Below are 18,619 nucleotides of genomic sequence, written 5' to 3' on the forward strand. Positions count from 1 at the left end.
ACGAGGTCCTGATCGCGCGCAAAGGCCGGCCCGGTAGCCGGTCGACTGCGGCGCAATCTGGACGGGATTGCTTAAGATACCATTTGTTCCCGGACTTCTTGGCGCAATCAGGAAATTTAATTCATTGATATGGCTGTTCTTTTTTTTCTGTCTTGCCGCCGGTTGCCTGACCGGGCGCGTTCGCGCGAGGCCCGAGCCTCGATCCACGTAGAAGTTGTTGAGCTAGATCAAAAGCTTAGATCGATACTCGGCGAAAATGACGCCATGTCGAAGTTGATCGTTTTCAAGTGCCCGCGGACCGGGCTGCAGGTTCAAACGCCGCTGGCTCATGGGGCGGATGACGGCGACGGCGAACGGTTCGAAGCGGTCAAGTGCCTCGCCTGCACGCAGATGCATTTCGTCAATCGCCGGACCGGCAAGGTATTGGGTGACCGCGGCGGCTGAGTCCGGCGCGACCTGATGCCGCAAGCGGCGGAAAAACCGCTGATTCTGCTCACGAAGTGCCGCCGTTGCCGCGAATCCGAATCGATCCGGGGCTCGAACTCGTCTCGCCCTTGGACGTTTTGATTGCGCCAGATCGAACATCACCTATGTGAATTGGATGATGATCATCCTGCGAAATGGGGTTGGCGGGGGTGATTTGCGCCTCGTGCTGATATTACCGAACCATTGCCGCTGTTGACAGGGACGCAGCCTGACATGGGACAAAAGGACAGAATACGGGACGACTGTTCGGGGACGGCACCGCTCGACGCCTTCGGCGTCATGCGGAGCGATGACGTGGAATTTGCCCGGCATGCCGTATTGAACACCTACGGCGCGACACGTTTCGACAGGATCGGGCGGGCGGCGGATTTTGCGGCCAAGGCCAATTTCGTCAAACTCGGGCCGATCGCGCTGTCGTATTGCGAATATTCCGGGCACGTCGAAATCGATTTTCCCGGCGCGCGCTTCTTGCGGCAGCAGTTCTGCCTGGGCGGCGCCGGCCGTACCCGCTACGGATCGCGACAAATCGAGATCGATGCCGAGAACTGGTCGGCCATGGTGCCGGCCGGGGCCGATGTCAGCTTCGACTACAAGCCCTCGTTCCGCCAGGTGATCATGTGGCTCGACTGCGACGCGCTCGAGCGCGCCTACGCGGCGATGACCGGCGGGCTGAACGGCAGCCTTGCCTTCAACGTCCAGGGCGATCCGAACTCTCCCGCGATGCAGGCGTTGCGCCGCGCGGTTGCCTTTCTGGTCGATGAACTGGACGTCGCCGGCAACGATGCATCACCGCTGGCGCTCGCCGAAATCCAGGACGTGGTGCTGGGCCGCTTCCTGCTCGGCCACCAGCCCGAACTGATCCGGGACGAGCCGATCAAGGTGCCGCAGCGACCGCGGATGCGCCGGCTCGAGGAATATCTGCGCGAGAACTGGAACCAGCCGTTGACGATCGAGGTGCTGGCGGAAACCACCGGGGTCGGCGCCCGCAGCATCTTCCGCTACTTCAAGGAGACGCGCGGCTGCACGCCGCTCGATTTCATGAAGACCCTGCGGCTCGAGCAGGCGCGGCGCGCGCTGCAGCAGCCCGGCGACGGCACCACGGTATCGGCGGAGGCCTTGCGCTGCGGCTTCAACAATATGGGACATTTCGCCAAGGACTACCGCCGCAAGTTCGGCGAATTGCCGTCCGAGACGCTGCTCAAGGCGCGGATGCGCTAGTGTGGCGTCTCGCAATTGCCTATGCCCTTCGCGGCAAGCCCCTGTAGGCAATTGCGAGACATAAGCCGCACTAGCTTTTTGATTTTGCTAGTGTCCCGATGTCTCCGAATGACCGTGCGAGGGTGAGGCAAATGAAGCGGTCATTCGGAGACAGGACACTAGTCGCTCGCTTCAAATAATTTGAAAGGATGGAGAATTTGTGATTCGATTCGATCGTCTCGACGCGAGCGCCGGAGAGGATCATGGCTGCGACGGAAATTTCGGTAAAGAAGTATGTTGTGCGGCTGAGCGGCGAGGAACGCGAACAGCTTGAAACGCTGATACGGAAGGGCAAGAGCGCAGCTCAAAAGCTGCTGAAGGCGCGAATATTGTTGAAGGCCGATGTCTCGGAAGCCGGCGAAGGTTGGAGTGACAGCCGGATCATTAAGGCGTTCGATACCAGCGTTTCCATGGTTTACCGAGTGCGGAAGCAACTGGTGGAAGAAGGCTTCGAGGCGGTATTGAGCCGTAAGCAGCGCGCAACACCGGGGGTTGCGCGGATTTTTGACGGTGAGAAGGAAGCCAAACTGATTGCCCTGGCTTGTTCCGAACCTCCCAAGGGACGCGCACGCTGGACCCTGCGGCTACTGGAGCAAAAAGTCGTAGAACTCCATATTGTTGATCGTGCCAGCGACTCGACGATCGGGCGGGCACTAAAAAAAACACTCTCCAGCCCCATCGCCGACAGTGCTGGGTCATCCCGCCGAAAGCCAATAGTGCGTTCGTAGCCGCCATGGAGGACGTGCTGGCCGTCTACACCCGGCCACGCGATCCCGACTACCCGCTGGTTTGCCTGGACGAGAGCTCAAAGCAACTCCTCGCCGAGACGCGCATGCCGATTCCGATGAAGCGTGGGCGCCCGGCTCGTTGCGATTACGAGTACAAACGCAACGGCACCGCCAATCTCTTCATGATGTTTGCTCCGCTCGAAGGCTGGCGCCATGTCAAAGTCACCGATCGCCATACCGCCGTGGATTATGCTCACGTCCTGAAGGACTTGGCCGATGTCCACTTCGCCGGCGCCAAGACCATCGTTCTGATCCAGGACAATCTCAACATCCACAGCAAGGCGTCACTCTATGAAGCCTTTCCGGCCCCTGAGGCCAGGCGGCTGGTCGAGCGCTTTGAATGGCATTACACACCAAAGCACGGCAGTTGGCTTGATCTCGCCGAGTCCGAACTCGGCGTCCTATCGTCCCAATGCCTCGATCGACGGATTCCCGACAAACAGACCCTCGCCGAGGAAATCGCCGCCTGGGAGAAAGACCGCAATGCCAACCACACCAAGGCAAACTGGCACTTCACAACTCCCAATGCTCGCATCAAACTCAAGCACCTTTACCCTTCAATCTGAATGAATCGGGCGACTAGTGCGGCGTCTCGCAATTGCCTACCGCCTTTGCGGCAAGCCTCTCGTAGGCAATTGCGAGACATAAGCCACACTAGCACTTTGATTTTGCTAGTGTCCTTATGTCTCCGAATGACCGTGCGAGCATGAGGCAAATGGAGCGGTCATTCGGAGACAGGACACTAGTGTCCCCTTGTTTCCAACGTTCGTATCCCTTTGCAGCGAACGCTCATATCAGCGTCTTGCTCCCGCGAGGCGGTGCCGAGGTTCGCAGCTGCTATGGTTGCGAGAGCGCCAGTCCCGCCAATGCCAGCAGCAGCGCCGGGGTCATCACGACGGCGCCGATCATCAGGAAGCGCAGCGCCGAGATGTGTTCGCCTTCGCGGCGCAGCGCGATCAGCCACAGGATGGTGGCGAGCGAGCCCGTCACCGACAAATTCGGACCGAGATCGACCCCGATCAGGATGGCCGCGGTGATCTCCGGCGTCACCGCGGCGTTCTGACTGGTGGTGGCCGCGATCAGTCCCATCGGCAGATTGTTGATGAGGTTCGAGCCGAACGCCACGGCAAGGCCGGTCATCCAGGCGGTGGCATGCGGCGAGGCGGCGGCCGCCGCCTTGAGCGCGCGCGCCAGGGCCGGCAGGACGCCGGTACGGTTGAGGCCCTCGACCAGGATGAACAGGCCGGCCACCAGCGGCAGCACCGACCAGGAAATGCCGCGCAGGATCAGGATCGGAGGGATCCTGCCGATGGTCATCACCACCAGCGCGACCGCGACACCGGCGACGAAGGTGGGCAGGCCGAGATCGGCGCCGCGCGCCGACGCGGCGATCAGAGCGGCTGCGGTGGCCAGGATGCCGATCGCGGCGACGGCGCCGCCCTTCGACAATGGCGGGATCGACGGCGCCTCCGCAACTTTCTGCCTGAGCGCGTGCCGCTGGGTCAGGCGCAGTGCGACGTAGGTCGCGGCGATGGCGAGCGCCGAGGGCACGGTGAAGAGGCGCAGCCAATCGCGCAGCGGCGGCATGGCCTCGCCGAACACGACGAGATTGGCGGGATTGGAGATCGGCAGCACGAAGCTCGCCGCATTGGCGATGAAGGCGCAGATCAGGAGATAAGGCAGCGGCTCGACCTTCGCCGTGCGCGTGGCGGCATAGACCGCCGGGGTCAGGACCACCGCGGTCGCGTCGTTGGAGAGGAAGGTCGTGACGACGATCCCGACCGCATAGACGATCAAGAACAGCCGCTTGGCCGAGCCGCGCGCCTCGGCCGCGGCGCGCGCCGCCAGCCAGTCGAACAGCTTCTCCTCGCGGGCCACTTCCGCGAGCAGCATCATGCCGATCAGGAAGAGATAGACGTCGAGGCCCTTGCCGGCGGCAGCAACGGCGTCGGGCCACGGCAGCAGGTTGAGGGCGACGAGCAGCGCGGCACCGGCCAGAGCAAAGACGAATTCCGGCATGTTCCACGGCCGTGCGATCACGCCGAAAGTGGCGAGCGCGGCGATGCCGCAGGTCAGCGCCAGCGACAGGCTGGGATCGGCTGGCAGCATCAACGCTCTCCCGGCGCGCCGATGCCGAAACGGAAGAAGCTCTTGCGATCGTTCAAGTCCTGCATCGTCGTCCTGCGCCTTCTTCCGCCAACAGCTGCGGTGCGTCCCCGGGATGCCACGGGCGTGGCATTCGCCGACCTGCCCGGCGATTGTCGCCGCGGCGCAGGCTGTGCGGCCTTGATGGCGCCGCGTCAAGTCGAGCGTCCGTGACCCGCGCCCGTTTCGGTTTGGTGTTCCTGCGGCGAGCTTGTAGAACGGCCGGACTTCCGAAGCGGCGGTGAGACGCCCACGCTCAGCACATCGAGGCAATATCATGGATTATCGCAAGCTCGGCCGCAGCGGCCTTACGGTCTCGCCGCTCTGTCTCGGCACCATGATGTTCGGTGACGCGACCGACGAGGTTGCGTCCGAAAACATCATCGCCATGGCCCGGGAAGCCGGCGTCAATTTCATCGATACGGCCGATGCTTATTCGCAAGGCAGGTCGGAAGTCATCGTCGGCCGGGCGATCGCGCGCCAGCGGCACGACTGGGTGCTGGCCACCAAGGCCGCCAATGCCATGGGCGAGGGCGTCAACCGCCGCGGCCTGTCGCGCAAATGGTTGCTGCAGGCTGCGGACGAGAGTCTGCGCCGTCTCGGCACCGACTATCTCGACATCTATTACCTGCACCGGGAGGACCACGCGACGCCGCTGGAGGAGACGGTCCGCGCCATGGCCGACCTGATCCGGCAGGGAAAGGTGCGCTATTTCGGCGTGTCGAACCATCGCGCCTGGCGCATCGCCGAGATCTGCAACATCTGCGACCGGCTCGGCATCGACCGCCCGGTGGTGAGCCAGCCCTACTACAACGCCATGAACCGAATGCCCGAGGTCGAGCAGTTGCCGGCCTGCGGCTATTACGGCCTCGGGGTGGTGCCCTATTCGCCGCTGGCGCGCGGCGTGCTCACGGGCAAATACGCGCCCGACAGCCGGCCGGAGCAGGGCACGAGGGCGGCACGCAACGACAGCCGCATGATGCAGACCGAATGGCGGCCGGAATCCCTGCGGATCGCCCAGATGATCAAGACCCATGCCGAGGCTCGCGGCATCACCGCCGGGCAGTTCGCCGTCGCCTGGGTGCTGAACAACCGTCTGGTCTCGTCGGTGATCGCCGGCCCGCGCACGGCCGAGCAATGGGACGATTACGTCAAGGCGCTCGCTTATCGCTTCACCGCCGATGATGAAGCCTTGATCGATGCGATGGTGGTGACCGGTCATCCCTCGACACCCGGCTTCAACGATCCGGCTTATCCGATCGAGGGCCGTTCGCAGCGCAACGCCTGAGCGGACGGGACAAGGGATGGCGCGCGCAGCGAAACACTTCGGCTCACAGCACTCCGAGGCGCCGGCCTCGCGATGGGCATTTCGGTCCTTCCGGGGTTACCGCGCCAGGGATATCGGGCGGGACCTGATCGCCGGCCTGACGCTGGCGGCCATCGCCATCCCCGAGCAGATGGCGACCGCCGGGCTCGGTGGTTTTGCGCCGCAGATCGGCTTCTTCGCCATGATTGCCGGCTCGCTCGCCTTTGCCGCGCTTGGTGGCAGCAGGTTCTTGTCGAGCGGCGCGGACTCGACCATCACGCCGATCTTCGCCGGCGGACTGGCGCTGCTGGCGGCCCAGGGCAGTCCCGACTATGCGGCGATGGCCGCCCTGCTGGCGCTGATGGTCGGTGTCATGCTGATGCTCAGCGGCGTGTTCCGGTTCGGCTTCGTCGCCGATCTGCTGTCGGTGCCGGTGACGACCGGGTTCCTGGTCGGGATCGCCGCGCACATCGTCATCTCCCAGTTGCCGGCGATCCTCGGCGTCCCAACGCCCCAGGGGGCGATGCTGCAGCGGTTGCTCGTTCTCCTCGGTCATCTCGGTCACGCCGACATGGCGCCGGCCGTCACCGGTCTCGGTGTGCTTGCCGTCATCCTGATCGCCGAACGGATCGACGGTCGCATACCGGGGGCGCTGATCGCGCTGGCGATGGCGAGCGCGGCGGTGGCGGCGTTCGGCCTGTCGCCACGGGTCGCCGTGCTCGGCGCCGTTCCGGCGGCTTCGCCACACCTCAGCCTGCCGCTGGTCGATCCCACGGCGGTGCTGCGGCTATTGCCGCTCGCCCTGATCATCGCGGTGGTGGTGATGGTGCAGACTGCCGCGACCTCGCGCTCATTTCCCGATCATCAGGACAGGTCGCCGGACGTCGATCGCGACTTCGTCGGGATTGGAGCCGGCAGCCTGCTCGCCGGTCTGATCGGCGCCTTCCCGGTGAATGCCAGTCCGCCGCGCACGGCCGTGGCGGCCGAGAGCGGCGCGCGCTCCCAGCTCGCCGGGATCGTCTCGGTGGTGACGGCGCTGGTGTTGTTGCTGTTCGGCTCGGCGTTGCTCGGTCGCGTACCTGACGCAGGTCTCGCCGGCGTGCTGCTGTTCGTCGCCATCCGCATCACGCGCGTGCGCCAGATGGCCGATATCCTGCGTCAGTCGCCAGGCGAATTCATGCTGGTGGTTGCCACCGCGGCCGCCATCATCGTGCTGCCGATCGAGGAGGGCGTGGCGATCGGCATCGTGCTGTCGCTTCTGCACGGCATCTGGAGCATCACGCGCGCGCGCGCCATCCGTTTCGTCCGCGTGCCCGGCAGTTCGATCTGGTGGCCGACGCATCCGGATCTGCAGGGCGAGGACGTCCCGAAGGTGCTGGTGATCGGCTTTCAGGCGCCGCTGTCGTTCCTCAATGCCGATCTTTTCCGGCGTGACGCCGATGCGTTGCTGCAGGCCGCAGGATCTTCGCCACGGCTGCTCGTCATCGAAGCTACCGGCGTGGTGGAGATCGACTTCACCGCAGCGCAGGTGCTGCGTGGCGTCATCAGCCGTGCCCGCGCCGCCGGCATCGATGTGGCGATCGCCCGGCTGGAATCCGAACGTGCTCATGCCGCCATGCAGCGCTATGGCATCGTCGACCTGTTGGGCGCCGATCACCTCACCCGCAGCGTTGAGGAAGCGGTGCGGGTTTTCGGTCCTGACCAGCATCAGGCCGTTCCGCCGGCGGATACGGCAGACGCGTGACGCTTGGCGTCAGCCGGCGGTGTGAAGATGAGCCAGCGGCGCCACGTCGGGACGGATGTCGGCTTCCGCCTGTTCGGCGCGCTTGCGAAAGTGATCAAGCACGAACAGACGGATGGCAGACGAGAGGTTGCCCTGCTGACGGCGATTGTCGATCTCGCCGACAAGTTCTGAAAGAGTCAGGTCGCGGGCACTGGAAATTTCTTTCATGGCGCTCCAGAACGCCTCTTCCAGACTGACGCTGGTCTTGTGACCAGCAACGACGATCGAGCGCTTGACCACCGGCGATTTCATGGTTCGTCCTCGCGTGACAGGCGGTGTTGGTCGAGATGCGTATCGTCGCGACGCGCCTGAGCTTCGTCGCGGAGACGTTCAGCCTTGCTGCGTCCATACTTGGCGCGGTTGGCGCCGGCCTTGCTGTCGGCTTCGGCCCGGGCTGCGCGCTTTCTGAAGCGGTTGAGGTTGACGATCTCACCCATGGTCTTTCCTCATGACCGAGATCGGTAGGGCGGTGTTGATCTTTGTCAAAAAGTCCCCGACCGCTCGAACCACATTTCAATAAATGATAATTTAACCACGCTATCGACTCAATAAATGATAATTTAACACGCTATCGACGGTAAAAACAGCGCCAGATCCTGCCAATTCGACGGTCGTCGATTCCAGGCGGATGCAAATAGTGGCCTCATTTTTGCGACTTGGCGCGAGGGGGGATTGCCGCGTTGCAGCGTATGCCGCCCAGGCTCAGCCCGGGTGCGTCATTTTGCCCGGCCGAACCAGCCGGTCGAATTCGGCGGCCGTGACAAAGCCCAATCGCACCGCTTCCTCGCGCAGTGTCGTGCCGTTGGCGTGGGCCGTCTTGGCGACCTTGGCGGCGTTGTCGTAGCCGATCTTCGGCGCCAGCGCGGTGACCAGCATCAGCGAGCGCTGCATCAGCTCGCGGATGCGGTTCTCGTCGGCGCGAATGCCGACGACGCAATGCTCCGTGAACGAGCGCGCGGCATCCGCCAGCAGGCGGATCGACTGCAACATGCAATGCGCCAGCACAGGCTTGTAGACATTGAGCTCGAAATGCCCCTGGCTGCCCGCGATCGAGATCGTCGTCTCGTTGCCGAACACCTGGCAGCACACCATGGTCAGCGCCTCGCACTGCGTCGGGTTGACCTTGCCGGGCATGATCGAGGAACCAGGCTCGTTTTCCGGCAGGATCAATTCGCCCAGTCCCGAGCGCGGCCCCGAGCCCAGCAGGCGGATGTCATTGGCGATCTTGAACAGCGCCGTGGCGGCGGAGTTGATGGCGCCATGCACCGCGACATAGGCGTCGTTGGCCGCGAGCGCCTCGAACTTGTTGGGCGCGGTGACGAAGGGCAGGCCGGTGATGGCGGCGACCTTGCGGGCGAACAGGCGGGCGAATTGCGGTTTGGCATTCAGCCCGGTGCCGACCGCGGTGCCGCCCTGAGCCAGCGCGAGGAGTTCCTTTGCCGCCATGCGAATGCGCCGCCGGGCGTTTTCGACCTGGGCGGCGTAGCCCGAAAATTCCTGACCGAGGGTGAGCGGGGTCGCGTCCTGGGTGTGGGTGCGGCCGATCTTCACGATCCTGGCGAACTGCTTCTCCTTCGCCTTCAATGCGCCGTGGAGTTCGCCGAGCGCGGGGAGCAGGCCGGCGGTGATGCGCTCGGCCGCCGCGATGTGCATCGCCGTGGGAAAGCTGTCGTTGGACGACTGGCTCATGTTGACGTGGTCGTTGGGATGCACGGGGCTCTTGCTGCCGCGTTTGCCGCCGAGCAACTCGTTGGCGCGGTTCGAGATCACCTCGTTGACGTTCATGTTGGTCTGGGTGCCGGAGCCGGTCTGCCAGACCACGAGGGGAAAGTGATCGTCGAGTTCGCCGCCGATCACCTCCCGCGCGGCGCGGCCGATGGCGCCGGCAAGCCGCGGCGACAACAGGCCGAGTTCACGGTTGGTCTGCGCCGCGGCCAGTTTGACGATCGCCAGGGCGCGGATGATCGGCTGCGGCATGCGTTCGTCGCCGATGCGGAAATTGTTGCGCGAGCGTTCGGTCTGGGCGCCCCAGAGACGGTCCGAGGCGACCTCGATCGGACCGAAGGTGTCGGTCTCGGTACGGCTGGCGGGTTTACGGGCGGGACGAGCGGGAGCGGCGGTGCGGCGGCGAGCCATGGCGTATCCGTCCTGGCGCATCCATCCGGGCTGATCAACGAGGCGTCACACCCGATCGGCGATGCGGGCTTACTTTCTTGCAGGGAAGCTTATTTCTTGCGGAAACGGTCGAGCCGCACCACCTCGGCGCCCTCGCTCGGCTTGGCGGCCTCGTCGGCGGGCGGCACGGCGACTTCGGGCGGTGTCGGCGCGGCCGGCTCCTCGGCAGCCGGCGCGGCGGTGGCCTCAGGTTCCGATGGTTCGAACTGCAGTCCGAACTGTACCGAAGGATCGAAGAAGCTCTTGATGGCGCTGAACGGCACCATCAGCCGCTCGGGCGTGCCGCCGAACGACAGGCCGACTTCGAAATGATCGTCGGTGACCACCAGGTCCCAGAACTGGTGCTGGAGGATGATGGTCATTTCTTCCGGATACTGGGCGAGCAGGCGCGGCGACAGCTTCACGCCGTCGGCCTTGGAGAGGAAGGTAATGAAGAAATGGTGGTCGCCCGGCAAGCCATGCGCCGCCGCATCGGTCAGGACGCGGCGCAACACGCCTCGTAGCGCGTCGCGCGCAAGAACGTCATAGCGGATATGATCGGTGGGCATCGCTCGTCCAGTCGTTTCGGCCAGGAATAGAGGGTGAGCCGGTCCGGCGTCTCTCCGCGCTTCTACGGAATTCGCGGCATCCGTAGAAGATGCGGTGGCGGACGGCCGCCCGCAAGCGCAGGTCAGAACAATAGCTTCCGACTCACGCGGTTGTTCCATGGTAGCCCGGCGACGGGCGGTGCGCAAAAGCGGCACGTTCCCGCATCGGCCAGCCATGTGAGCGGCGGCGCGCCGGTGACGGACCCTGGAATGAACTTCCAAAACCAGAGCAGAACGAGAGCGAGCAAAACGAGAGAAGGAGGAAAGTGGAGGCTTCTGTTGCCAGGTGCCTCCGAACCCCGCCTGACGGAGCTTAACCCGTCAGGGCTTTAAAGTGGTCTTTCAAACTGCGTTACGCAGCCTGAGCAACCGGAGCAAAGTTGTCGTTGGCAACTATTGCATAGCCCGATAACGGCGGAACAATACCGGGAAAAAACACGCCCTTTACGCCCTCGTCGATCCTGCTTCGCCCCCGCCGAAACCCGTGATCCCTGCGGATCAATGCGGCGGGCTTTGGTGGAGGCGCCGGGTGCTGCCCCCGGGTCCGAATGGTTTATTGCGACGGTCGTTTATTTCCATAGCCGGCGAACCGGCACCCCCAATATAGGCATCCCTGGCCGGCTCTGCAAAGCCCGGCGCGACGATGCCCCCCCGATCGCTTGCCCGGCGCACAGGCCGCGCAATTGCCGTCCCCAGGCGAAAAGCTGGTTGCCGCTGAAGGGTTTGACAAACATCCATCGCGATGGTTTGCAGACTTTCGTCGAATGACGCGAGCGCGGGCTGATTGCGCGCCGGGGGGGGATGGTCGAGATGGGCGGGACTGTTGGGGGGCGGGGCAAACCGATCCGGGGGCCGCAGGATTTCGTCGGCGGACTGGTGTTGATGGGGGTGGCGCTGTTCGCGTTCTGGGCCGCCAGCGACCTTGCCGGCCAGCGCGGCTTTTCGTTTGGCCCGGGGACCGCGCCGCGGCTGTTCGCAGGGCTGTTGCTGGCACTCGGCGCCGCGGTGTCGCTGACAGGTCTCCTCAAGGATGGCAGCCCGCTGCAGCGCTTCGGCATTCGGGGCCCGCTCTTTGTGACTGCGGCGATCCTGCTGTTCTCGGTGGCCATCCGCCCGCTCGGCCTGATCGTCGCGGGCATCATCACCTTCTTGGTCGCGGCGATGGGCTCGCCCGAGACCCGCTGGGGCGAGGCCATCATCGTCGGCGTGCTGCTGACGCTGTTCTGCGCCTTCCTGTTCCCCTATGCGCTGGGACTGCCGTTCCAGCTGCTGCCCGCTTTCATGCAGTGAGGACGTGATGGGGGACGTTTTCGCCAATCTCGGTCTGGGCTTCCAGACGGTCTTCCAATTCGTCTGGTGGGCGCCGGCCTTCCTGCACGGCGTCTCCATTCCGGTGCCGGTCAACATCCTGCTCTGCCTGATCGGCGCTCTGGTCGGCACCCTGGTCGGCGTGCTGCCCGGCATCGGCACCATCGCCACGGTGGCGATGCTGCTGCCGATCACTTTTGGCCTGCCGCCGGTCGGCGCCCTGATCATGCTCGCCGGCATCTACTATGGCGCCCAGTATGGCGGCTCGACCACCTCGATCCTGGTCAATATCCCGGGCGAGGCGACCTCGGTGGTGACGACGCTCGACGGCTTCCAGATGGCCAAGCAGGGCCGCGCCGGCCCGGCGCTGGCGATCGCCGCCATCGGTTCGTTCATCGCCGGCTGCATCGCCACCGTGCTGATCGCCCTGCTCGGAGCGCCGCTCACCAGGCTGGCGCTGGCATTCGGCCCGGCGGAGTATTTTTCGCTGATGGTGCTCGGCCTCGTCTTCGCCGTGGTGCTCGCCAAGGGCTCGGTGCTCAAGGCGATCGCGGTGATTGTGCTCGGGCTGCTGCTGTCGATGGTCGGATCGGACATCGAGACCGGCGTCTCGCGCATGGCCTTCAACATTCCCCAACTGGCCGATGGCCTCGGCTTCGCCACCGTGGCCATGGGCGTGTTCGGCTTCGCCGAGATCATCCGCAACCTCGACCATGGCGCCGAGGAGGACCGCAGTCTGGTGCAGGAGCACATCACCGGGCTGATGCCGACCCGCAAGGACATGCGCGACTCCATGCCGGCGATCCTGCGCGGCACCGTGCTCGGCTCCATCCTCGGCATTCTGCCGGGCGGCGGCGCGGTGATCGCCTCCTTCGCCGCCTACACCTTCGAGAAGAAAATCTCGCGCAATCCTTCGCGCTTCGGCCGCGGTGCCATCGAAGGGGTCGCCGCGCCGGAGAGCGCCAACAATGCCGCGGCACAGACCTCCTTCATCCCGCTGCTGACGCTGGGCATTCCGCCCAATGCGGTCATGGCGTTGATGGTCGGCGCCATGACCATCCATGGCATCGTGCCGGGACCGCAGGTGATGCAGAAGCAGCCCGAGCTGGTCTGGGGCATGATCGCCTCGATGTGGATCGGCAACCTGATGCTCCTGGTGATCAATCTGCCGCTGGTGGGCATCTGGGTGCGGCTGTTGCGCGTCCCCTACCGCCTGATGTTTCCCTCGATCGTGATCTTCTGCGCCATCGGCATCTATTCGATCAACAACGAGCCGATGGACGTGGTCCTCGCCGGTGCGTTCGGCCTCGTCGGCTATTGGCTGGTGAAGCACGACTTCGAGCCGGCGCCGCTGCTGCTCGGCATGGTGCTGGGACCGCTGATGGAGGAGAACCTGCGGCGCGCCATGCTGATCTCGCGCGGCGATCCCACGGTGTTCTTCACGCGCCCGTTGTCGGCGGGGCTGATGGCGGTCGCCGTCGCGCTGCTGGTCGTCGCGGTGCTGCCGGTCCTGCGGCGCAAGCGCGAAGAGGTCTTCGTCGAATCCGAGAGCTGAATCTCGGGAATCTCGCGCGAGGGGCCGGCGGATCGCACCGCCGGCCCCTCGCGCCTTGAGGTCGTGGCTGCGGCGGTTTGGCCTCTTCCAAAGCTGCGGAACTCTGCTACCCCACGATCCCGAGGTGCCGGGCAACGCGGCACGTTTCGGGAGTGGGGCTCACCATGAAGGTTTTGACCGCGCGGCTGTCGGCGGTTCTGGTTTCGAAGCTGGCTGGCGGAATGGCTCGGTTCGCCGTTGGCCTCGTTGCTCCGCTGTCACTGGCGCTCGGCGCCACGGCGGCGGGCGCCGCCGATTATCCCGAGCGCCAGATCACCATGATCGTGCCGTTCGCCGCCGGCGGGCCGACCGACGTGGTGGCGCGCATCGTCGCCGGCCACATGTCGCAGACCCTCGGCCAGACCATCGTGATCGAGAACGTGGTCGGCGCCGGCGGCACCACCGGCTCGACCCGTGCGGCGCGTGCCGCGCCGGACGGCTACACCCTGATCACCGGCCATATGGGCACCCACGCCGCCGCGGTGCCGCTCTATCCGAAGCTCGCCTATAATCCGCAGACCGATTTCGAGCCGGTGGCGCTGCTCGCCGGCACGCCGATCCTGATTCTGGCGCGCAAGGACTTCCCGGCCGAGAATCTCCAGCAATTCATCGCCAACGTGAAGGCCAACACCGACAAGCTGAACATGGCCCACGCCGGTGTCGGCTCGGTGTCCTATTCGGCCTGCGAACTGTTCAATTCGGTGATCGGCGTCAAGCCGATCGGCGTGCCCTTCAACGGCACCGGGCCGGCGATGAACGCGCTGGTGGCGCAGCAGGTCGATTACATGTGCGACCAGATCGTCAATGCGGTGCCGCAGATCAAGGGCGGCACCATCCGCGCCTATGCGGTGGCAACTCCGACGCGCAACGCCTCGCTGCCCGACGTGCCGACCACCAAGCAAGCTGGCCTGCCGGCCTATCAGGCCTCGGCCTGGAACGCGATCTTCGCACCCAAGGGCACGCCGGTCGCCATTCTCGACAAGCTCAACGCGGCTGCGGCCAAGGCGCTCGACGACGAGAATGTGCGCAAGCGCCTGCTCGACCTCGGCAGCGACGTTCCCCCGCCCGAAGGGCGCACCCGGGACTCGCTCCGCGAGCTGGTGAAGAGCGAAGTGGCCAAGTGGAGCGCGGTGCTCAAGCCGGCGCAGTAGCGAGCCGGCGCCATGCGGCGCAGGACCGCCCGGGCAGAAGCTCGGGCGCCTTTCCAGGCTCCCTCGGCCGGTCGTGGGGTGTCTGGCTGGGACGGAACTGTCCACAGGGCGGGGCCGGGGGCGGGATAACGCCCGCGGCGGTCCGTCGGCGGTCTTGTCCTTTGGCGCCGCGGCGGCCATGTTTGGGGCAGCGGTGGGCCGGCGCCGAATCGCCGCGCCGGCTCCCTTCCGTTCCCTCATCCAGGCCGCCACATCCAGGCCGCCTCTTTAGGCCCTTCTTTCATTCAGGCCATCTCGTAAGGGCCATGCACCAGTACCACGACCTGCTCGAACGCATTCTCGCCGACGGCGTCCAGAAGGGCGACCGCACCGGAACCGGGACGCAGTCGATCTTCGGCCACCAGATCCGGTTCGACCTCGCCGCCGGCTTTCCGATGGTGACGACCAAGCGGCTGCCGCTGAAAGCGATCATTCACGAGCTGCTCTGGTTTCTGGCCGGTGACACCAACATCGCCTATCTTCACCAGCACAATGTCGGCATCTGGGACGAGTGGGCCGACGCCAACGGCGATCTCGGCCCGGTCTACGGCCGGCAGTGGCGCTCGTGGCAGGCGCCCGACGGCCGGACCATCGATCAGATCAGCAACGTCGTGGAGATGATCCGCAAGTCGCCGGACTCCCGGCGGCTGATCGTCAGTGCCTGGAATCCCGCCGACGTCGACAAGATGGCGCTGCCGCCTTGCCACTGCCTGTTCCAGTTCTATGTGGCCCGCGGCCGGCTGTCGTGTCAGCTATACCAGCGCTCGGCGGACGTCTTCCTCGGCGTGCCGTTCAACATTGCCTCCTATGCGCTCCTGACCATGATGATGGCCCAGGTCACCGGGCTCGCGCCGGGCGAGTTCATCCATTCCTTCGGTGACGCCCATCTCTACGCCAACCATCTGGAGCAGGCGCGGCTGCAGCTCACGCGTACGCCGAAGCCGCTGCCGACCATGAAGCTCAATCCGAAGGTCGCCGACATCTTCACCTTCCGCTACGAGGACTTCACCCTCGAAGGCTACGATCCGCATCCGCACATCAAGGCCGAGGTCGCGGTGTGACGGCGGCCGCCGAGCGCTATACGCCTGCTATCGTCTTCGTCGTGGCGGTGGCGCAGAACGGCGTTATCGGCCGCGACGGCACCATGCCGTGGCGGCTCAAATCCGATCTGCAGCATTTCAAGGCGCTGACCTTCGGCAAGCCGGTGGTGATGGGTCGCAAGACCTTCGCCTCGATCGGACGGCCGCTGCCCGGCCGCACCAACATCGTGGTGACGCGTGATCCGGCGTTTCAGGTTGCCAGGGTGGTGACCGCGCCCTCGCTCGATTCCGCCTATGACATCGGCTGCGGCGACGCTTGGCGCCGGGGGGCACGCGAGATCGCCGTGATCGGCGGCGCCGACATCTTCGCCCAATGGATGGCGCGGGCCGACCGGCTCGAGATCACTGAGGTCCATGCCCGTCCCGAAGGCGACACCGTGATGCCGGCGCTCGACACCGCGCTATGGCTCGAGGTCGGCCGGACCGATCACAAGGCCGGCACCGACGACAGTTGCGATTTCAGCTATGTCAGCTACCGGCGGCGGCAGCCCCGCGCTTGAGCGTCGCGCTCCCGCTCGGTGACGAGCCAAAAGCGCCTGTGACACCGTGTCCCGCTGCGCCGGCGCACATCCCCCTCCTAAATGCGCCTCCATGGCGCCGTCATGGCGCCCGATTAACCTCGTTAGTTGATGGTCGACCCGGCCTTCTGTCGCGGCGCCAGTCGCGTTGTAAGGGTGCCGGGCGTCCCCTATAAAGCCCACCGGATCGCGCCGGTCCCGCTGCCGCCCTCGCCGGTCGGCCAGTGAAGCCGCGCCAGGGAGAGTTTGATGTCGTGGAAGAACCAGGGTGGCGGTCCGTGGGGCCCGGGTCCGAAGGGGCCCTGGGGCTCGGGACCGCAGTCGTCGGGACCGCGTCCGCCGGATCTCGAGGACATTCTGCGGCGCGGCCAGGACCGTCTGCAGTCGCTGCTGCCCGGCGGCCACTTCTCGACCATGGGGATCGCGCTCCTGGTCGTCGCCGTACTCGCGGTCTGGGGCCTGTCGGGGTTCTTCCGGGTGCAGTCTGAAGAACTCGGCGTGGTGCTGCGTTTCGGCAAGCACGTGCGCACCGTCCAGCCCGGCCTGAATTATCACCTGCCTTATCCGATCGAGACGGTGCTGCTGCCCAAGGCGCTGCGCGTCTCGACGCTGAGCATCGGCATGCGCTACGACGAGGCGCGGCGCGGCGGCGGCTTCCGCGACGTGCCGGAAGAGAGCCTGATGCTGACCGGCGACGAGAATATCGTCGACGTCGATTTCACGGTGCTCTGGCGCATCAAGCCCGATGGGGTCGGCGACTACCTGTTCAACATCCAGAACCCGGAAGGCACGGTGAAGGCGGTGGCGGAGAGCGCCATGCGTGAGGTGATCGGCCGCACCAACATCCAGCCGATCCTGACCGGTGCGCGCGCACCGACCGAGGCGGCGGTGCAGGAGCTGATGCAGAAGACGCTGGATACCTACAAGTCCGGCATCCTGGTGCAGCAGGTGCAGATGCAGAAGGTCGATCCGCCGGCGCAGGTGATCGATTCCTTCCGCGACGTTCAGGCGGCCCGCGCCGATCTCGAGCGCCTGCAGAACGAAGCCCAGACCTACGCCAACCGCGTCGTTCCCGACGCCCGCGGCCGCGCCGCCCAGATCCTCCAGGTGGCCCAGGGCTACAAGGAGCAGGCGGTCGCCGAGGCCAAGGGCCAGACCGCGCGGTTCCTCAAGGTCTATGACGAATACAAGAAGGCGCCGGACGTTACCCGCCAGCGCATTTATCTCGAGACCATGGAGCGCGTGCTCGGCGCCGCCGACAAGGTGGTGATCGATCCGGGCGCCGGTGGCCCAGGCGTCGTCCCCTATCTGCCGTTGTCGGAGCTGGCGCGGCGGCCACCGCCGGCCCAGGCGCCGGCGCAATCGAATACCAGTGGGAGCAACCGATGAGATCCAGCGTTTCGGGCGTCGTCGCGCTGCTGGTGCTGCTCGCCGTCATCATCGTCGTCTATTCCTCCGCCTTCACCGTCCGCCAGACCGAACAGGCCCTGGTGGTGCGCTTCGGCGAGCCGGTCCGTGTCGTCACCGAACCGGGGCTGAACTTCAAGGCGCCGTTCGTCGACGCTGTGATCAGCATCGACAAGCGGATCCTCGACCTCGAGAATCCGTCCCAGGAAGTGATTGCCTCCGACCAGAAGCGTCTGGTGGTGGACGCCTTCGCCCGTTACAGCATCAAGGACGCGCTGCGGTTCTATCAGCGCGTCGGCTCGATCCAGGCGGCCAATCTGCAGCTGACGACGTTGCTCAACTCGGCGCTCCGCCGGGTGCTCGGCGAGGCCACCTTCATCCAGGTGGTGCGCGACGAGCGCGAAGCCTTGATGCGGCGGATCCGCGAGCAGCTCGACCGCGAGTCCGACATCTACGGTATTTCGGTGGTCGACGTCCGTATCCGCCGCGCCGATCTGCCCGAGCAGAACAGCCAGGCGGTCTACCAGCGCATGCAGACCGAACGTCAGCGCGAGGCCGCCGAGTTCCGCGCCCAGGGCGGCCAGAAGGCTCAGGAGATCCGCTCCACCGCCGACCGCCAGGCCACCGTGATCATCGCCGAGGCCAACTCCCAGGCCGAGCAGACCCGCGGCGAGGGCGACGGCGAGCGCAACCGTATCTTCGCCGAGGCCTACAACAAGGATAAGGACTTCTTCGCCTTCTACCGTTCCATGTCGGCCTACGAGACCGGCCTGAAGGCGGCCGATACCCGTTTCCTGCTGCGGCCGGATTCGGATTTCTTCCGCTATTTCGGCAGCGCTGCCGGCGCGACGGCGAAGCCGGCACCAGCCCCTGGCCAGCCGGCGGGCGGTTCGGCTACACAGCAATAGCGTCTCAAGACCGCAAGGAAAGCCGGCATCGCCGGCACCAGCGCGGTGGATCTGACGCGCGTACGCC

The 18,619-nt window shown here is 65.4% G+C and carries 17 protein-coding genes and 1 other RNA gene; 11 read left to right on the plus strand and 7 right to left on the minus strand.

The genetic code is table 11. From position 1 onward, the window contains the following. Positions 1-222: 222 nt before the first annotated feature. Complete coding sequence (locus DB459_RS14990) at positions 223-585, minus strand: hypothetical protein (RefSeq protein WP_253706058.1); 363 nt, start codon at positions 583-585, stop codon at positions 223-225. A gap of 195 nt (positions 586-780) precedes the next feature. On the opposite strand from DB459_RS14990, the gene DB459_RS14995 reads away from it, so the two are divergent. Next, entirely contained in the window at positions 781-1,704 is a 924-nt protein-coding gene (locus tag DB459_RS14995) for an AraC family transcriptional regulator (RefSeq protein WP_253706059.1), read from the plus strand. 242 nt (positions 1,705-1,946) lie between these two features. Continuing rightward, positions 1,947-3,097 (plus strand): IS630 family transposase gene (locus DB459_RS15000; protein ID WP_253706060.1). Its coding sequence is split into 2 segments (ribosomal slippage): positions 1,947-2,397 and positions 2,397-3,097, totalling 1,152 coding nucleotides; the frame shifts between segments, so codons are not numbered across the junction. Positions 3,098-3,368: 271 nt separating this feature from the next. On the opposite strand, the gene DB459_RS15005 is transcribed toward DB459_RS15000, so the two are convergent. After that, positions 3,369-4,640 carry an arsenic transporter gene (locus tag DB459_RS15005; protein WP_253706061.1) on the minus strand — a complete coding sequence of 424 codons (1,272 nt, stop codon included), beginning with the start codon at positions 4,638-4,640 and terminating at the stop codon, positions 3,369-3,371. Positions 4,641-4,953: 313 nt separating this feature from the next. On the opposite strand from DB459_RS15005, the gene DB459_RS15010 reads away from it, so the two are divergent. After that, positions 4,954-5,964 (plus strand): aldo/keto reductase, encoded by a 1,011-nt coding sequence (locus tag DB459_RS15010; RefSeq protein WP_253706062.1) that lies wholly within the window; start codon positions 4,954-4,956, stop codon positions 5,962-5,964. Between the two features lie 16 nt (positions 5,965-5,980). After that, entirely contained in the window at positions 5,981-7,726 is a 1,746-nt protein-coding gene (locus DB459_RS15015; RefSeq protein ID WP_253706063.1) for a SulP family inorganic anion transporter, read from the plus strand. A gap of 9 nt (positions 7,727-7,735) precedes the next feature. On the opposite strand, the gene DB459_RS15020 is transcribed toward DB459_RS15015, so the two are convergent. From DB459_RS15020 to ssrA, 5 genes are all read right to left on the minus strand, one after another. Beyond that, positions 7,736-8,017 (minus strand): ribbon-helix-helix domain-containing protein, encoded by a 282-nt coding sequence (locus DB459_RS15020; protein ID WP_253706064.1) that lies wholly within the window; start codon positions 8,015-8,017, stop codon positions 7,736-7,738. Beyond that, a complete protein-coding gene (locus DB459_RS15025) occupies positions 8,014-8,202 on the minus strand; it encodes a DUF4169 family protein (protein ID WP_253706065.1) in 189 nt (62 codons plus the stop codon). The genes DB459_RS15020 and DB459_RS15025 overlap by 4 nt, the downstream gene beginning before the upstream one ends. Before the next feature lie 265 nt (positions 8,203-8,467). Continuing rightward, positions 8,468-9,901, minus strand: coding sequence for a class II fumarate hydratase (gene fumC / locus DB459_RS15030; protein WP_253706066.1), 1,434 nt, complete (start codon positions 9,899-9,901; stop codon positions 8,468-8,470). Between the two features lie 89 nt (positions 9,902-9,990). Further along, the gene (locus DB459_RS15035) at positions 9,991-10,488 is read right to left on the minus strand and encodes an SspB family protein (RefSeq protein ID WP_253706067.1); all 498 of its coding nucleotides are present in this window, start codon (positions 10,486-10,488) and stop codon (positions 9,991-9,993) included. 304 nt (positions 10,489-10,792) lie between these two features. Continuing rightward, positions 10,793-11,160: a transfer-messenger RNA gene (gene ssrA, locus DB459_RS15040) on the minus strand. A 177-nt stretch (positions 11,161-11,337) separates the two neighbouring features. Between ssrA and DB459_RS15045 the strand changes: the two genes are divergently transcribed. From DB459_RS15045 to hflC, 7 genes are all read left to right on the plus strand, one after another. Continuing rightward, the gene (locus tag DB459_RS15045; protein ID WP_253706068.1) at positions 11,338-11,817 is read left to right on the plus strand and encodes a tripartite tricarboxylate transporter TctB family protein; all 480 of its coding nucleotides are present in this window, start codon (positions 11,338-11,340) and stop codon (positions 11,815-11,817) included. Positions 11,818-11,824: 7 nt separating this feature from the next. After that, on the plus strand, positions 11,825-13,390 hold the full coding sequence (locus DB459_RS15050) for a tripartite tricarboxylate transporter permease (protein ID WP_253706069.1): 1,566 nt from the start codon (positions 11,825-11,827) through the stop codon (positions 13,388-13,390). A gap of 221 nt (positions 13,391-13,611) precedes the next feature. After that, positions 13,612-14,580 carry a tripartite tricarboxylate transporter substrate-binding protein gene (locus DB459_RS15055; protein WP_253713577.1) on the plus strand — a complete coding sequence of 323 codons (969 nt, stop codon included), beginning with the start codon at positions 13,612-13,614 and terminating at the stop codon, positions 14,578-14,580. A gap of 305 nt (positions 14,581-14,885) precedes the next feature. Beyond that, on the plus strand, positions 14,886-15,680 hold the full coding sequence (locus tag DB459_RS15060; RefSeq protein WP_253706070.1) for a thymidylate synthase: 795 nt from the start codon (positions 14,886-14,888) through the stop codon (positions 15,678-15,680). Beyond that, positions 15,677-16,219 (plus strand): dihydrofolate reductase, encoded by a 543-nt coding sequence (locus DB459_RS15065; RefSeq protein ID WP_253706071.1) that lies wholly within the window; start codon positions 15,677-15,679, stop codon positions 16,217-16,219. Before DB459_RS15060 ends, DB459_RS15065 begins: the two co-directional genes overlap by 4 nt. Before the next feature lie 267 nt (positions 16,220-16,486). Then, positions 16,487-17,626: an FtsH protease activity modulator HflK gene (gene hflK / locus DB459_RS15070; RefSeq protein ID WP_253706072.1), complete on the plus strand. Its 1,140-nt coding sequence runs from the start codon at positions 16,487-16,489 to the stop codon at positions 17,624-17,626. After that, the gene (gene hflC, locus DB459_RS15075) at positions 17,623-18,552 is read left to right on the plus strand and encodes a protease modulator HflC (protein WP_253706073.1); all 930 of its coding nucleotides are present in this window, start codon (positions 17,623-17,625) and stop codon (positions 18,550-18,552) included. The genes hflK and hflC overlap by 4 nt, the downstream gene beginning before the upstream one ends. The last annotated feature ends 67 nt before the right edge of the window (positions 18,553-18,619 follow it).

Origin of the sequence: Bradyrhizobium sp. WD16 (assembly GCF_024181725.1) — a bacterium.
Classification (GTDB): Bacteria; Pseudomonadota; Alphaproteobacteria; order Rhizobiales; family Xanthobacteraceae; genus Bradyrhizobium_A.

Bases quoted from the DNA above. Each gene is read 5' to 3' on its own strand.
- hflC (WP_253706073.1), top strand. From the start codon at position 17,623: ATGAGATCCAGCGTTTCGGGCGTCGTCGCGCTGCTGGTGCTGCTCGCC.
- DB459_RS15015 (WP_253706063.1), top strand. From the start codon at position 5,981: ATGGCGCGCGCAGCGAAACACTTCGGCTCACAGCACTCCGAGGCGCCG.
- DB459_RS15020 (WP_253706064.1), bottom strand. From the start codon at position 8,017: ATGAAATCGCCGGTGGTCAAGCGCTCGATCGTCGTTGCTGGTCACAAG.
- DB459_RS15050 (WP_253706069.1), top strand. From the start codon at position 11,825: ATGGGGGACGTTTTCGCCAATCTCGGTCTGGGCTTCCAGACGGTCTTC.
- DB459_RS15025 (WP_253706065.1), bottom strand. From the start codon at position 8,202: ATGGGTGAGATCGTCAACCTCAACCGCTTCAGAAAGCGCGCAGCCCGG.
- DB459_RS15060 (WP_253706070.1), top strand. From the start codon at position 14,886: ATGCACCAGTACCACGACCTGCTCGAACGCATTCTCGCCGACGGCGTC.
- DB459_RS15055 (WP_253713577.1), top strand. From the start codon at position 13,612: ATGGCTCGGTTCGCCGTTGGCCTCGTTGCTCCGCTGTCACTGGCGCTC.
- DB459_RS15035 (WP_253706067.1), bottom strand. From the start codon at position 10,488: ATGCCCACCGATCATATCCGCTATGACGTTCTTGCGCGCGACGCGCTA.
- fumC (WP_253706066.1), bottom strand. From the start codon at position 9,901: ATGGCTCGCCGCCGCACCGCCGCTCCCGCTCGTCCCGCCCGTAAACCC.
- DB459_RS15005 (WP_253706061.1), bottom strand. From the start codon at position 4,640: ATGCTGCCAGCCGATCCCAGCCTGTCGCTGGCGCTGACCTGCGGCATC.
- hflK (WP_253706072.1), top strand. From the start codon at position 16,487: ATGTCGTGGAAGAACCAGGGTGGCGGTCCGTGGGGCCCGGGTCCGAAG.
- DB459_RS14990 (WP_253706058.1), bottom strand. From the start codon at position 585: ATGTTCGATCTGGCGCAATCAAAACGTCCAAGGGCGAGACGAGTTCGA.
- DB459_RS15045 (WP_253706068.1), top strand. From the start codon at position 11,338: ATGGGCGGGACTGTTGGGGGGCGGGGCAAACCGATCCGGGGGCCGCAG.
- DB459_RS15010 (WP_253706062.1), top strand. From the start codon at position 4,954: ATGGATTATCGCAAGCTCGGCCGCAGCGGCCTTACGGTCTCGCCGCTC.